Here is a 14,645-nt window from a genome sequence, read left to right on the forward strand (position 1 = left end):
ATGGGAAACAACGGTAATATCACGAAAATTTCGAACGGGAACTTGTCAGAAACTGCAAAGCAGGAATATACTTCTTATGCACAAACAATGCAGTCCAATGCGGCACAAAAGGTGAATGAGCATTCTGGAGATGGGGTTGTATTTGGCGAACCTAAAAAGATGGTTACTAAAGAAGATCTTGTAGACATTACTGTAGGTATGTTCTTTGATGGAACAGGAAATAACAGGAATAACATAGACCAGCGCGATAAAAATTCCAGTATTTATCATGATAAAACTACCGGATGGAAATGGAAGTGGCAGGATAATACTAGTTATGAAAATGATCGTACCAATGTGGATCACCTGGAAAAGATGTATAAGAAAGAATCTCTTTATTTCTCGATATATATAGAAGGAATTGGAACTACTAATGACGACTACGATAGTGTAGTGGATATGGGTTTAGGAACAGGAGTAACAGGTATAAGAGCTAAGGTAAGATCCGGATGTGAAAAATTAGTCAAATTGATTACCCGTAACACGCCAAAAAATATCAATACTCTTACAGTGGATGTGTTTGGCTTCAGCAGAGGTGCCGCCGCCGCACGTAACTTTGTTCATGAGATTACAAAAGGACCTTATGATGCACATACTGGGGATACTAACGAAGATGTCTCTACATTATATGATGATGATGGTTATGCTGTTTCCAAAAAAGAACTTCCTTCGAGGGGACACTTCGGTTTGAAACTGGAGGTCTTGAAAAGAAAGGTCAACTTTGTTACGATAAGATTTGCTGGATTATTTGATACTGTATCTGCTTATGGAGCGAACCATAAGAATGATGTTGCTGAATTAGATCTGAATGCAGTGAATAGGGCATATAAAATTGTTCATCTTACAGCTGCTGATGAGACCCGTGAAAAGTTTGAACTTGCTTCTGTGACTAAGAATGACTCTGAATTTTCACTGCCGGGAGTCCACTCAGATGTTGGTGGAAGTTACAGGGATAATGTTAATGAAGAGGTGTCCCTTGATGAGGAAATGTTGTCAGTTTTGAACCGTGAGAAAATTATTAATGACGAGAAAAATGCACTGGTTGAACAAGGTTGGTATAGACCATCTCAAATGAGCAATAGCCAGCCTTATAAGCTGATAGGAAACAGGATGTTAAGTAATAAATATAGTCTTATACCTCTGCATCTGATGTTTGAAATGGGGTTGTCTACTTGTCTCTTCCAGGAAACACTTATCAAAAATGATTTATACAAAATTCCTATAACTCCGCTTCCGGGTTCAACTGTAGTCCTGAGTGAGGTGTATTCGCGTCTGAAATCCTATGCCATACAAAAAACTGCTCCATCCATGGTCTTTAATACAGGCAGGCAGCTGCAGTCGCTTAGGCAAATGGTTGAGATGGGAATGTACCCTGCCGCTAATTTTAATCTTGCACTTAATGATCATAAAATGCTCTACGATTTGAGAAATAAATATTTACATTTTTCATCCAGTTGGGATGGTATTGGAAAGGAACCAAATCTCAATGCCGAAGGCGAAAGAGAAAGAGATAATATTAATAAAATAACCAAATAAATCATGAAGCGATTACTAATGTTAATGTTAGCCATCAGCTCATTTACAATCAGCTCTTGTCAGGAAAAAATGAAAAAATACGATTGGATACCAACTGAGTGTGCACCAAAGAATTACCCTGTACAGATTTACAGTGGCTACTTTTACTACGGTGAAAAGGGAAGCATATATGTGCCTGATGGACGTGAAGTAAATTATGGCTGGGGTGCAGAAGGTTCAGTGGACATTGCTGGTGATCAACTAAAAGAAGCACCACATACACTTGAACTTACATGGATTTCCTTCACGGAAAATAAGAATTATACGGGAAAGTTTGAACTTGATACAAAAAAAATTGATTCCCTTTTATCTGCGGGATACCCTAGCGAGATAGACGGTGGAAAGGGAAAATATGACGTAGTGAAAGTAGGAATGGCTCCTGGGGGATATGTTGTACTTTGGTTAACAGGGGAGAGAAATAAGCAGGTAGAAGTTGGACAGTTTAGGGCTAAACCTATCGGTGAGCTGGACTGGAAAAAAGTTTATCCGGCAATGGGTGGTACATTTGATAAATATATTAATTCAATCAGGAGCGAACTGAATGATACTGTAAAACAGCAGATGAAAGATCATGCAATTCCAATGGATTACTGGGCGGGGTTGCGAAAACGCTATCAATGGAGGCCTGTGATAGAAAGTGCTGGTCAAATTCAAAGGATTGATCTTGATTATTTTAATAAAGAAAGAGATTTTGTATTCGGGGAAGCACTAAAACATATCGCTTTTAAGCCTTCGGCGGTAATTGAAGAGATCAGTGTATACTGGCTTGATGATAAAAATAGGGAGTTGCGAACTGAGATCAAATTTGATGAGCAAGAAGCTTTTGCATTTTTCTCCAAACTGCAAGGGAATGAGGAGGGACAGTTAGTTGTTCATCTTGATAAAGAGAAACAGGATGCAACTGTTGGTCTGAAAGTAAAAGATAATGAAGTAGCTTTTAAGCAGATAAAGGTTCAGAGTTTTTACAGATAAGTTGAAATATGGAAAAGGTAGATTTTATTGATCAGTTTTATTTAAAGCTACAGCTAAAACCACCAGATTTCACCAGGAATTATGGTGTGCTGTACACATTCAACAATGGAAATGACACGCATACCGTAAAATTTAATCTTAATGTTACTTATATAAAAACAATTGTTAATCGAGCTAGGATCTTTAAGTTAGATAGGACAACTCCTATTTACGTTAATAATGTAGAACCTGATCTTCTGGCTGACCAGCTTGCTTATGAATGCGGCAAAATATTTTATCCCCTGATGGTTGAAATCGATTTTGACGGAAAGTTCATGTGTGTACATAATTACAACGAGATCATGTCCAGATGGAAGGAAAAAAGGATTTCTGTCGGGGAATATTTTAAAGGTGAAATGACTGAAAAATACCTTCAATTAATGGACGAGGCTATTGCATCCCCAGAGCAGGTTACTGAGATGTTCGCTAATGAATTGTTTATTTCTGCTTATTTCTTTTCGTTATATAAATCGTACGGTCTTGAATTTACTATTGAAGAACACTGCAATTTTCCCATTGCCGGCAAAGCTGCGGCCGTACGATTTGAAACTTTTCAAGTTGTAGATCAAAATCTAAATGAAGCAAACAAGATAGAAGTAATTCACCATGGGAAAATCAATGATGAGCGTACCATACGTGATTTAAAAGAGGAATCTAGTTATCCCATTTCTAAATATACCTATACTGAGGAGAGCCATGCTACTGGTACTTACACTGCTTTATACAGACTTGATGCTGAAACAAAATCAATATATTCTATAGTGGCAGATTGGGTTGTAGCTATCGAACCAATTCAGAAAACACAATTGAAGGTCTTTGAACTAGTTCAGGAAATGGTTGACCAGGAAAATGCAAAACAGCAAAATGAAGGTTCAACTGGTATGTTTTTCATTGATGGTCACCATGAAAAAAGTGAAATAAGCATCACTAGTATATTTAATTTTTTATTAGGAAAATAAGGAACAGTTATGGCAGAGAAACATTTAGTAGTACAGGGAGCAACATGTGTATGTAACTATGGATCTGCTCCTGATCATTTAAAAGTACTTACTCATAAAAGAGAATTCGCTAATGATAAGGAAGGTTCTACGAAATATATAGCCAGTACAAAGGATGTAGGAACGACATTTGAAAAAAATACATTTGGATCCTGCTCAAAGCAAAATAATAGGGCGTGTTCTGCTGTTGTAAGCGAATGGAAAGGGTTTTATGAGCATACTACTCTGACAAATGGCGGTAAAATTCTTCTTGAAGATAGTAAAGCTACTTGTCCTGTTGGTGGGCCTGATTGTATTAAAATTATGAATCACGGGCAGGTTGCCGAACCAAATAGTCAAAATTTTAAAAATGCTGACCCTAAGGTTAGTACTACGCTCAATCCTGCGGTTAATGTGAAACAAATTGTTAATGAGGCTTATAATGCAGATGGTATAATCTTTGAATAAAATTTATGGACAAGGGTGTAAAGAAAATTGAGCAGGCAAGCGGAAAGTATTATAAAAATTTAAGCAGTGGAAACCTTTTAGTGCTTGAGGGCGGAAGCGATTGTTCATTTATCATTTCCGAATGGCTTAAAGATACAACTGATAAAGATAAGAATGGAGTGGTTTGGTTACTTGAGGATGCTCAGCGAACTAATATATTACTTGAACACAGGGCTCAATCTCTTAATAAATTAATGATTCCTAAAGACAAATGCGGTAGTAAACCATTATTTTATTTAGAGGCGAGCCTGACTAATAAGATTAATAAAGATATTCATACAGGTTACCTTATCCGTGGGAATTGCACACCTCTTTTAAAGGAAGCGATCTGGAGTTCCAAAAAAGGAGGGGAAAGACTAGGAGAAACAGCTCTTTCTTATGGAGATAACGTATATCTTGCGATAACAACTGAGGGCTTAAATGGTAATGACTTACTGATAGAGGTTTATCAGCGTAAGGGTTTAATGCAAGATGATAAAATAGTTAGACGGATTACAGCAAAATGTGTTAATGGCAAGGTAGACCTGTTAATAGCAAATACTTATTCATGGTATGCTACAATGAAAGATGGACCTCAAAAAGCCGAATTATATATTAAAGTTAAGGATTTAGCAAGTAATACTTATGTTTTAGATGCATATAACGATACTGCACACGCCAGGTATCTTCGTATGGAAAATAAAGTGGTTAGTACTGCTGTTGCGGCTCCAACAAATGTAACCATTGTAAAAGTGGGAGATAAGCTTCCGGATCTTAAACGTGAAGATCAGTGCAGATTTAGCCAGATAGAAATCACTGATGGATCGGATCGCGTAATTCTATTTGATGAGGGTAAAATAAAACCTAAAGGATCTACTACAAAAGAATTTTTCCTCGATGAAAAAGTTCATTATGATTTCGATAAATACAATTTAAAGCCGGAGGCAAAAGCTATTCTTGATAAAATGGCCGCGATATTAATGGAAATGCCTTTTATACCTGTTGAGCTGGGATCACATACAGATAGATTTGGGACTGATGCCTTCAATAAAGACCTATCTGAGAAAAGGGCAAAAGCAGCGATGGATTATTTAATCTCTAAAAATGTGGATGCATCCCGTATAAGTTCAAAGGGATATGGTAAAACAATGCTTGCTGATAAAAACCCTGATTTAAGTAGAGTAGATAGTGAGGTTAACAGACGCACCACATTAAGATTAAGGATATTTTCACATGATGCACAAAGTCTGGTGTTTGAAACGATTCGTCCGGGAAAATCATTACAAAAGCCTTTGCCCATAAAAATATATGATTATCATACTGAGGGGTTATGTAATTTCATTTCTAATAAACATACTAAGGACATTCCTTACAGCGCAATTACTCCAAGTAATAAAAAAGACAGTTTAACACTTAAAGGAGATACAATTGAACCATTGATATACTCTCCGATGGATAACGATATTACGGGTATAGATTATTTATTCCCTCATCTGAGATCTCCAAATAGTTTCTTTTTTTATATCAATACCTGCCGCTATTTCTCAGATAAGGAAAAGCCCAGCTTAATCATAAAAGTTTATTCTGATATAAAGTGGGAATTTGCATTTTTTCTAGACTTAAGTAATCCTTTAAATGTTGGCTGGAAGGGTGGGGAGAACATGACTCCCACTCGCCTGGAGGAGCTGAGGAAGAGTGCGGAAAAGCTTGGGATGTCACATTACAACCAAACAACGGAAGTAGATTATGGGGTAAAGCTTTCTGCAAACTGGAATAAGGAAGGCGAAAATTATAAGAAAAGTGAAGAATATACTCAGAAGTTCAGTAAAGAAGTTAAAGCGTTATATAGCGTAATCAGCTCAGTAAAAGAAATTACCCGTGGTATTACTTCTGGTACAGGCGGGTCTCCCCGGAAGGTGGAGTTTGGTACCAGCAATCCAATGATAATCAAAGTACTTGCTCCAAAATTTGCCTTAGGTGTAAAATGGCAGTTGGCCAGAGGAAGTAAAAAAGGTATAAAAACTGCGGAAATAGGAACGGAATACAAAATATACTTTCATTCTGAACCTCTAATAGGTCTGGATTTAACCATTGATCTTTTAGAGCTAATTATTAAGAGTGCATCTGTGGCAGTAACTGGAAATCCAATAGCAGCTGATATTTTTATTCTTGTTAAAAACTGGGCAGCTAATGGATATAAAAGTAAACATGCTGAAGTATCTCTTGATATGTATATTGACTTTGTATTATTAGGAACTATTGAAGGTGGTGTAAATGATATTACTATTAATACTGCTTCAGACAAATTAGAAGTTCCTGCTGATCTAAGTCTTAAAATTACAGGGACGCTAAAAGCAGGAGTAAACCTCAAAGCCAAGGTTGTACTTATTGAAGCGGGGCCTAATGAAACTGATATTCATGCAACAGGTACGATAAACGCCTCTATAACGGTTGGAATAAAAGCTACTAATACGTTTAAATATGATTCGGACGAAGGGCTGAAATATATTCCTGGTCTGTTGGTAGATCCGTGTGTTGGTAAGGTGATTGTGCTGGTGGATGTTGGAATTAGCTATAGAAAGATCTCAGCTGATTGGAAACCTGTGAATTATGAAGGCGACAAGACATTTTGGGATGGATTTAACATTATGAAAAAACTGGAAGATATAAGTGGCGTATCACCCAATATTACACTGATATCAAAAAATAATTAATAACAAATTAAATATGAAAAAAATAATAGTTATAGCTGCTTTGTATTTTATGATCTTACAATCCTGTCATTCGCAAAATTTTGATTTGGCAACTGTTCAATTTCCGTTAGCAAAATCGTCGTTAGATAAATATAAATTGGAAGACCAGCAAGTGCTTATAGGTAATTATCAACTGTTTAAGTCTTCAAATCCTGATCTACTTTATTTCCATAAAATCAAACTTGGTGGGAAAAACCTAGAGAATGATTCTTATTCAAGTACAAATTTAGTTACTTTTTATAACGAAGATAAAACAAATAAAATTTTCGGTTATCGAATTAACGTGTATACTACAACTGAAAGTAAAAAATTACTGAATATTTTGACCACTAAATTGGGCGTTTCTCATTATGATTATGGCAAGGATGATAGATTCCGTATCTGGGAAAGTCCTGATAAAAAAACAATTTATTTATTGGAATATAGAAGTGCTACGACTTCCAGCAGTCTACATGGTGAATCTGCTGATCTAAAGGTCTTGGATATTGCTACTACTGATATTTTAAATTATAATTTAGGTGGCGGATTTGGATACTATAAAGATTATTTAAAAGTAAGAGCAAAAAAGACATCTACCTATAGCTACACTGATTTTCTAAAAGATATGAAGGCTGAAGGTGAATCGTATTTCTTAAAAAATAACAATATCATTAAATAAAAATTTAAAAATGATAGAACCGTATTATCAAATAGATTTTAATGCTGTTGGGTGTAAGTTTGAAGTAAGGATTAATGACTTAAGTCTTTTGTCCTTAACAATTAATAGTCAGGCTTCTACAATGATACCTTTGAACTCAGGAATATTTAGATCTGGCAGTCAAAAACTTGAAATAAAAATCTACCCTTTGGAGGGAAATGAGTTTCTACATCCTCAGGCGGCTTTCGATTATAAGCTAAAGGTGTTTGAAGTAAAGTCTGGATTTGATTTAAAAGAATCTATTGAAGGCTATAAATTCCCCGCAGTTGATACCTCTAAAAAATTGAAAAGCATGGAGCATGTTCAAAACTTTAACGCTGAAGTTCCATACACTACAGATTCGTGGCAAAATGGGGTTTTACTAGCTGATGTAGATGATATAAATGAAAAATTAAAGCGCGCCTATTCTAAATTGAGTTCGTTAATCAGGAATAAAGAATATGATAAGTTGAGGTTAGAATTTGCTAATCGTGAAAAAACAATGGCAACCTCAATGTATTTAAGTCAAGAAGATTCTGATGCTAGACTTAATTCACTGATTAACGATATTGAAGCAGGCTTTGAAGTCATGCCTATGGATCCGACGGCATTAATTAATATATCAGGAAATGGTAAACTGGCAGCTTATAAAAAGTTAAATGGTGAGCCTGCATTTGGTCTGTTTAATCATAAAACGGGGGAAGAATTAATGCTTGACCTTTCCTTTTATATTCCATTTGGGAAAACTGAATTTGAATTGATCTAGCGAAATTAATACACTGCAATACTTAAATGTTATTGAAAATAATGATTCACTACCTGGACTCTTTTTCCCGAGAGACCGGTAGAGTAAAAATAAAGCTCCTATTCCCCTTGATACTCTCTCTGAGGCTTTCGATGAGGGGTCTTTGCAATGTTACCATAACAGCAACGAATCAATTAATGATGCACATGTAGATAAAATTTATACTGCTGATTTTAGGAACAGGAATGAGGAATTTCTAAATAAAAGTAGATGAGAAAATATTCGAATAAATTTAATTTAATAGCGTTAACGTTACTTTTGTCTTATGCCGTTTTTTCACAAACAGTTTCTAAAAGACAATTGCATTTCGGAGAAACATATTCAGCAGAATCAACTACATGTACAGATGTTTTTATGGAGTTAAAAGTTTCTCCGGGAAAAGTTAAGTTCCCTTGTACGATTACTGTTAATCAGGAGAAGATAAGTGGTTATTTAATAAAAGATAGTGAGAAGGCTAACCAGGGCAATTATCGTGAATTATATGATTTCATGATTCCAAAACAGCTTCACCCATTATTAGGAATAAGTTTTTATACCGAAGATAATAAGCCCATGGCACTTATACTTAATCAAGCCTATTTAAAAATTTTTAAACCATGTTTTGAAGTTAAGGGGATAGAGCTTGTAATAAAAGATTCCGGTCAATAGTAATAATTTAAAAAAAATATAAACCAGTCAATAAGAGATAATGGAAAAGGTGAAATTTACGGATCATCATCATTTAAAACTAGCACTTAAATCACCCGATTTTACCAGGAGTTATGGGGTGTTATATCGTTATGTCATCGATAAAAAGGAACAGACTGTAAAATTTAATCTCGACATCAGTTATATCAAAACTATAATTGGGCAGGAACGTATTTTTAAACTGGATAGAACAACACCTGTTTTTATCAACGATAAAGAGCCAGCCCTCAATGGCAAGGTCAGCCAATGGTTTTTTCTTCTATATCAATTCGTGCCGGTATTTTAGTGATATGGATAAATATAGCCTGTTGGTTAAGGTTTATTCGGATATTAAATGGACGCTGGAGTTTCACTATAATGGACCCCAATATTAGGACAAGGGTTTAAAACGCGAAAAAACACTTAACTTGTCACTAAATTATGGGAACCTCAAGACGAAAATTCACAGCAGAATTTAAAACTAAAGTAGTATTAGAAGCATTAAAAGAGCGTCTAAGTATTTCCGATATTGCCTCGAAATTTGAGGTACACGCCACTCAAATAACGGAATGGAAAAAGCAGTTTCTGGAAAATAGCAGTACGGTCTTCGATAAAAGCGCTTCAGATAGCACAAAAGAAGAAGCTGAAAAACAGCTGGATACGCTATATTCTCAAATTGGCCAACTCAAAGTAGAGAATGATTGGTTAAAAAAAAGTTGCGTTAAACTATAGCCTGATGGAGAGAAGGAAATTGATTGATACGGCTCATCAACAGATTAGTGTTCAACGACAATGCGAATTGATGTCAATTCATCGCAGTGGATTTTATTATACAGGAGCTGCAGAAAGCAATTTAAACCTGGACCTGATGAAGGTAATTGACGAACACTTTTTGAAATATCCTTTCAAAGGGAGCCGTCGGATGGCAGTGTGGCTCAATGAGCAAGGCTATGAAGTGAATAGGAAACGTATCCAGCGGCTGTATCAGTTAATGGGACTAAGAACAATTTACCCTAAGCCTAATTTAAGTAAATCTGATCCGGCAGGCTATAAATATCCCTATCTGTTCAAGGGGCTGGCAGTAAACCGCAATAATCAAGTATGGGCGATCGACATCACCTACATACCCATGAAAAGGGGATTTATGTACCTTGTGGCCATAATAGACCTCAATAGCCGCTTCGTTGTTAATTGGAGTTTAAGTAACACAATGGAAACAGAGTGGATATGTGAGACTGTAAAAGACGCCATTCTTATGCATGGCAAACCTGAAATTTTAAATAGTGATCAGGGAAGTCAGTTTACCTCCAATGCATATATAGCGATGCTGGTGGGTCAAGGGATTTTGATTAGTATGGATGGAAAAGGCAGAGCTATTGATAACATTTTCATCGAGCGGCTTTGGAGAAGTATAAAATATGAATACGTGTATTTAAATCCACCGGCCGATGGTCTTGAATTATACCAGGGAATTGCCGAATGGTTCAGCTTTTATAATGACGAAAGGCATCATCAAAGTTTGAATAATAAAAAGCCGTCAGAAATTTACTTGAAGGCTGCATAAAATGGTGTGGAAATATGGAAAACTCTTCGAGTTTACACACATTCCCACACCTTAATAACAATAATAAAACTTAATATTACATCATTCTTGTCCTAAGAATAGGGACCACTATACACCTCAATCTAACAAACGACCTCAGCGTAAAGTGGCAGAACTTTTCTGCTGATGAGCATAAGGAGATGCAGAAAAAGGCGGGAAAGATAGGTGCAGAAAGAAGATGGGAGCAAAAAGAAGCTTCATTTGGTTTTAGTTTGAAAAGTGAATGGAACTTTTAAGGAGATGCTCCTGGTCAGCATGATGAATTCAAAAAAGAACATGAAGGGAAATTCAAAAAAATCTATGACCTGTTTTCTTCTTTTGGTGCAATTGCAGATGGGATCACCAATATGACCAAGGGAACGGTCAGGAATTTGGGAATGACAAATACACCGGTTTCTTTTATAGTCAGGCCGCCAAACCTGGCTTTAACCGCAACCTGGAAATTACAAAGGGCAAAAAAAGGCGATGCACCAATTGCTAAACTTGGTACCCGGATAGATATAGATTTTCATGCCCAACCGCTAATTGGCCTTGATATGACTATAGATCTGATCGGTGCTTTTGTTGGTCTTGCAGCTGGCGCGATATCGGGTGGCTCGGCGGCACCGGGTGCGGTCAAATTGTATAACATTAATAAGGACAAACTAAAAGCAGGACTGAAGCTGGGGAATGACGATGTCGGATTTAAAGCTAATGTAGATGTGTATATGGACCTTGTTATCAGCAGCACAATAATTACCGATGTGGGTTTTGGTTTTAATACGGTATCAACTACTAAGGAAGATACATTTAAACTGGAGGTAAAGAATAAATTAGGCGTTGAGCTAAAAGCAGGTGTTTTAATCAAGGGGGAATTGTCTGTGCTGGTTGTAAAAGTTGATGGTTATTTTGAAGCAAAAGCAAGCGCCAGCGCATCAGTTACTTTTGGCCATGGCTTAAATTACGATTCAAAAGGGTTATACTATAAACCAAAGTTGGGATTTGACGGTATGGATGTCCAATACGTAATTACAGCTAGCGTTGGTCTTGCCGTTAAAAAGGGAGTTCCAATGTCAGATGTTGTCAAAGACCAAAAAGGGGATTGGGTACTCGCTAAAGGAACTTATGAAAACATAATTCCAAAATTCGATGTTGTAGAAAGTCTTGAACAGGTTTCAGGTATTAGTATTCAGGTGCCATTAATGAGAGGAGACGATTAATATGAGAACAATTTCTTTTTTTTAAATAACCACCCTGTTAATTTTTGTAATGAATAGTCTGCACGCCCAAACCAGGGCTAACCTGGAGGATTTTTTTTCTGGTGTTTCCATAAAACCGGTGATTAATGAAAAATACTTTTTTGCTGAAGACTGTGAAGGATCAACAACCCTTCCATGCCTTACCACCAAAGAAGTGAAAAACTTTAGGTTTGGTCCGGTTGAATTAACAAACGGTGGAGAACATGGTATAGATGACATCCCTTATAATAAGTTGTCGCTGCTTTTTAGTGACAAGGCACATACCAAATTAGTTGGACTGATATTGAGGATAGAAAAAAGATCAGAGGCTAAGATGATAGGTAAATACGTTGCATCAAAATATGGTACGGCAAAAATCCTTTCTCCAGTTCCGAAACCTGATGCAAAGGGGAAAATATTAGGATATCCAGCTGAACTTTATACAAATGCAAAACAAAGTATAATCGTTGCAGATAACTATACTGTAATAGATGGTAAAGCATCTTTTTCAACTGATCTGTTCATCGTTAATAATGAGGTGAAAGTTTCTGATCCTGGAGCGGATAATACAGTAGCCAATAGAGTTATAATGACTTATAAAACCATAAATTAAATGAGAAAATCAATTATCTTTATTTTTATCGCCGTAATTTTCTGTTCCTGTAAACCTGTACCGGCACCAATCTTCGATCTTTCCGCTATAAAATTTACAGAAACCGTTGGTCAGGCATTAAAAGGAAGCGGGCTCACAGCTCAGGATGGAAAATCAAAAGCATTTACCGCAACAAAATATCGTGTCTTCGAAAGTACAGATCCCCGGATCCTAATATTTAATGGGGTTTTGCTAGCCGGTAAAAGTAATGACTCCGTAAATAAGGTGATTATACATTATTCTGTTAAGGACAGCGCTGTGAGCATGATTGAAATTAAAGTGTTTTCAGCAGAACAAATCAAAACATTGGAAAATGCTTTGGATAAAAAATTGGGTAAGGCTCCTTATCCTTCAGACGCTTATACTACTGTTTTTAGCGATAATGTGAGATTTTATAATCGTGTCTGGGCGGATGCTAAAACTACTGTTGGTCATTTTTACACCAATACATTAAACAAGCAGAAACAACAAGAAGCGAGGCTGGCCATACTCAATTATTCTGATTCTACCATTAGTGAAGTAGCTTATCTGAAAGGTTATTCATCTTCAACCATCGAATCAGACGTTAAAAATGCGCTAAGTAATTCAACTGCTACAAATAAAAATAAATAAGATGCCACAACCTTATTACATGATTGATTTCAGTGCAGCTTGCTGTATGTTTGAAATCCGGATTAATGATATTCCTGTGATGATGCTTGATCTGCCAGGGCAGGCTGCATCAATGACTCCTGTAAATTTCTCTATTCTGGAAAGTGGAACACAAATAATTACAGCAACGGTATTTCCTCATTCTGGTAATTTGGTACTGGATCCGGAGGCTAAACTTAAATTTGATATTAAACTTTTTGATGTAGAAAGAGGTTTCGCATTTAAGGAGCAACTGGTGAAATATGAGTTTGAAAAGGTAGATCCCCATAAGAAATTACCTGTTCTGCGTCATCAAACTTCATTCTCAGCACAGGTTCCCTATAGTCTCGAGGGCTGGAAAAATGGTATTGCACTAAAGGATGTCAAAGATGTAAATATTAAGCTTTCAAATGCATATGAAAGGGTTTCCTCTTTGATATCAAGACGTGATTACACTGGATTTCGTACCAGTATTGCTAACCGTGAAAATATAATGAACAGGTCTATGTATTTAGATCTGGCAAAAGCGAAGGATAGAATCGATAATTTGATTGAAGATTTTGAGGGAGGATTTAAAGTAGCAACTATTCCACCAGATGCGGTTTTACAAATTTATGGGAACGGAAAAGTAGCTGCATTAAAAAAGATAAATGGTGAATCTGCTTTTTTTCTTGTCAATAATGAGACCAGGGAAGAATTAATGATAGATATTATGTTCTATATTTCAACCGGTAAAACAGAATTTGAGGTTATTTAAATCAATTTTATTATAGCAATAATCTTGAAATTTGCTGACTGAATCACTCATCTTTTCTTAAGGATTTTATGAATGATATGATTTTGTACGAAACAAAAAACCCTGCAATCTTACGATTTGCAGGGTTTTCGTTGTCTCTTTGATGAAACCAGCGGAGAGTGGGGGATTCGAACCCGCGGATCCTATGACAGATCAACAGTTTTCAAGACTGCCGCAATCGACCACTCTGCCAACTCTCCGCCGCGAAAGTACAAATAATGTTCAGTTGTGCAAACTATCACCCTGAACAATCGTTTAACCTCCTCATTATGAATTCAATTTTTTTTATTTTTTGATAAATTTTAATGCTGCAGAATTCATACAATATCTTAAACCACCTTTATCCCTTGGTCCGTCGTCAAAAACATGTCCCAGGTGTAATCCTGTTTTGGCTTCTACCACTTCATCTCTGGACATACCAAAGGAATTATCCTTAACTACCATAACCGCTTTACTATCGATTGGTTTGGTGAAACTTGGCCATCCTGTTCCGGAATCAAACTTATCATCGGAACTGAACAAAGGTTCGCCGGTAGCAGCACTTACATAAGTGCCTTTTTGATGGTTATTGAAATACGGGTTTTGATAAGCTGGTTCTGTTCCTCTTTTCACCATGATTTCAAAAGCTGAAGGGCTCAGTAGTTTTTTCCATTCCGTATCAGATTTGTTAATAGGATATTTGGTTTGTTTTGGCGTAGTTTGCTGTCCGCATGCAGTTAAAAACATTATGATAATGGCGGTAATTCCTGCTATCTGTTT

The 14,645-nt window shown here is 36.4% G+C and carries 16 protein-coding genes and 1 tRNA gene; 15 read left to right on the plus strand and 2 right to left on the minus strand.

Features of this window, described 5'->3' with window-relative positions; all coding sequences use genetic code 11:
* From GSQ84_RS21205 to GSQ84_RS21275, 15 genes are all read left to right on the plus strand, one after another.
* Complete coding sequence (locus tag GSQ84_RS21205; RefSeq protein ID WP_158799336.1) at window positions 1–1,575, plus strand: DUF2235 domain-containing protein; 1,575 nt, start codon at window positions 1–3, stop codon at window positions 1,573–1,575.
* A 3-nt stretch (window positions 1,576–1,578) separates the two neighbouring features.
* Window positions 1,579–2,586, plus strand: coding sequence for a DUF2931 family protein (locus GSQ84_RS21210; RefSeq protein WP_158799337.1), 1,008 nt, complete (start codon window positions 1,579–1,581; stop codon window positions 2,584–2,586).
* A gap of 8 nt (window positions 2,587–2,594) precedes the next feature.
* Window positions 2,595–3,584, plus strand: coding sequence for a hypothetical protein (locus GSQ84_RS21215; protein WP_158799338.1), 990 nt, complete (start codon window positions 2,595–2,597; stop codon window positions 3,582–3,584).
* 9 nt (window positions 3,585–3,593) lie between these two features.
* Window positions 3,594–4,070 (plus strand): DUF4280 domain-containing protein, encoded by a 477-nt coding sequence (locus tag GSQ84_RS21220; protein WP_158799339.1) that lies wholly within the window; start codon window positions 3,594–3,596, stop codon window positions 4,068–4,070.
* 5 nt (window positions 4,071–4,075) lie between these two features.
* Window positions 4,076–6,802, plus strand: a complete 2,727-nt coding sequence (locus GSQ84_RS21225; protein WP_158799340.1) for an OmpA family protein — start codon at window positions 4,076–4,078, stop codon at window positions 6,800–6,802.
* A gap of 13 nt (window positions 6,803–6,815) precedes the next feature.
* Complete coding sequence (locus GSQ84_RS21230; protein ID WP_158799341.1) at window positions 6,816–7,499, plus strand: hypothetical protein; 684 nt, start codon at window positions 6,816–6,818, stop codon at window positions 7,497–7,499.
* A 10-nt stretch (window positions 7,500–7,509) separates the two neighbouring features.
* A complete protein-coding gene (locus tag GSQ84_RS21235; RefSeq protein ID WP_158799342.1) occupies window positions 7,510–8,283 on the plus strand; it encodes a hypothetical protein in 774 nt (257 codons plus the stop codon).
* Window positions 8,284–8,532: 249 nt separating this feature from the next.
* Window positions 8,533–8,970 carry a hypothetical protein gene (locus GSQ84_RS21240; protein ID WP_158799343.1) on the plus strand — a complete coding sequence of 146 codons (438 nt, stop codon included), beginning with the start codon at window positions 8,533–8,535 and terminating at the stop codon, window positions 8,968–8,970.
* 40 nt (window positions 8,971–9,010) lie between these two features.
* Entirely contained in the window at window positions 9,011–9,295 is a 285-nt protein-coding gene (locus GSQ84_RS21245) for a hypothetical protein (RefSeq protein ID WP_158799344.1), read from the plus strand.
* A gap of 134 nt (window positions 9,296–9,429) precedes the next feature.
* A complete protein-coding gene (locus tag GSQ84_RS21250; RefSeq protein ID WP_158799345.1) occupies window positions 9,430–9,720 on the plus strand; it encodes a transposase in 291 nt (96 codons plus the stop codon).
* Window positions 9,721–9,724: 4 nt separating this feature from the next.
* A complete protein-coding gene (locus tag GSQ84_RS21255; RefSeq protein ID WP_158799346.1) occupies window positions 9,725–10,552 on the plus strand; it encodes an IS3 family transposase in 828 nt (275 codons plus the stop codon).
* A gap of 386 nt (window positions 10,553–10,938) precedes the next feature.
* Window positions 10,939–11,790 (plus strand): hypothetical protein, encoded by an 852-nt coding sequence (locus GSQ84_RS21260; protein ID WP_158799347.1) that lies wholly within the window; start codon window positions 10,939–10,941, stop codon window positions 11,788–11,790.
* 49 nt (window positions 11,791–11,839) lie between these two features.
* Window positions 11,840–12,421, plus strand: a complete 582-nt coding sequence (locus GSQ84_RS21265; RefSeq protein WP_158799348.1) for a hypothetical protein — start codon at window positions 11,840–11,842, stop codon at window positions 12,419–12,421.
* Window positions 12,422–13,072, plus strand: a complete 651-nt coding sequence (locus tag GSQ84_RS21270; RefSeq protein ID WP_158799349.1) for a hypothetical protein — start codon at window positions 12,422–12,424, stop codon at window positions 13,070–13,072.
* Between the two features lies 1 nt (window position 13,073).
* The gene (locus GSQ84_RS21275) at window positions 13,074–13,847 is read left to right on the plus strand and encodes a hypothetical protein (RefSeq protein WP_158799350.1); all 774 of its coding nucleotides are present in this window, start codon (window positions 13,074–13,076) and stop codon (window positions 13,845–13,847) included.
* 152 nt (window positions 13,848–13,999) lie between these two features.
* On the opposite strand, the gene GSQ84_RS21280 is transcribed toward GSQ84_RS21275, so the two are convergent.
* A tRNA-Ser gene (locus GSQ84_RS21280) sits at window positions 14,000–14,086 on the minus strand.
* Between the two features lie 85 nt (window positions 14,087–14,171).
* Window positions 14,172–14,645: peptide-methionine (R)-S-oxide reductase MsrB (gene msrB, locus GSQ84_RS21285; RefSeq protein ID WP_371416415.1), on the minus strand; the 474-nt coding region annotated here is incomplete at its 5' end.

This window comes from Pedobacter sp. L105, from assembly GCF_009765875.1.
Lineage (GTDB): Bacteria > Bacteroidota > Bacteroidia > Sphingobacteriales > Sphingobacteriaceae > Pedobacter.

Bases quoted from the DNA above. Each gene is read 5' to 3' on its own strand.
- GSQ84_RS21205 (WP_158799336.1), top strand. From the start codon at position 1: ATGGGAAACAACGGTAATATCACGAAAATTTCGAACGGGAACTTGTCA.
- GSQ84_RS21220 (WP_158799339.1), top strand. From the start codon at position 3,594: ATGGCAGAGAAACATTTAGTAGTACAGGGAGCAACATGTGTATGTAAC.
- GSQ84_RS21225 (WP_158799340.1), top strand. From the start codon at position 4,076: ATGGACAAGGGTGTAAAGAAAATTGAGCAGGCAAGCGGAAAGTATTAT.
- GSQ84_RS21210 (WP_158799337.1), top strand. From the start codon at position 1,579: ATGAAGCGATTACTAATGTTAATGTTAGCCATCAGCTCATTTACAATC.
- GSQ84_RS21245 (WP_158799344.1), top strand. From the start codon at position 9,011: ATGGAAAAGGTGAAATTTACGGATCATCATCATTTAAAACTAGCACTT.
- GSQ84_RS21275 (WP_158799350.1), top strand. From the start codon at position 13,074: ATGCCACAACCTTATTACATGATTGATTTCAGTGCAGCTTGCTGTATG.
- GSQ84_RS21230 (WP_158799341.1), top strand. From the start codon at position 6,816: ATGAAAAAAATAATAGTTATAGCTGCTTTGTATTTTATGATCTTACAA.
- GSQ84_RS21270 (WP_158799349.1), top strand. From the start codon at position 12,422: ATGAGAAAATCAATTATCTTTATTTTTATCGCCGTAATTTTCTGTTCC.
- GSQ84_RS21260 (WP_158799347.1), top strand. From the start codon at position 10,939: ATGACCAAGGGAACGGTCAGGAATTTGGGAATGACAAATACACCGGTT.
- GSQ84_RS21250 (WP_158799345.1), top strand. From the start codon at position 9,430: ATGGGAACCTCAAGACGAAAATTCACAGCAGAATTTAAAACTAAAGTA.
- GSQ84_RS21240 (WP_158799343.1), top strand. From the start codon at position 8,533: ATGAGAAAATATTCGAATAAATTTAATTTAATAGCGTTAACGTTACTT.
- GSQ84_RS21215 (WP_158799338.1), top strand. From the start codon at position 2,595: ATGGAAAAGGTAGATTTTATTGATCAGTTTTATTTAAAGCTACAGCTA.
- GSQ84_RS21235 (WP_158799342.1), top strand. From the start codon at position 7,510: ATGATAGAACCGTATTATCAAATAGATTTTAATGCTGTTGGGTGTAAG.
- GSQ84_RS21265 (WP_158799348.1), top strand. From the start codon at position 11,840: ATGAATAGTCTGCACGCCCAAACCAGGGCTAACCTGGAGGATTTTTTT.
- GSQ84_RS21255 (WP_158799346.1), top strand. From the start codon at position 9,725: ATGGAGAGAAGGAAATTGATTGATACGGCTCATCAACAGATTAGTGTT.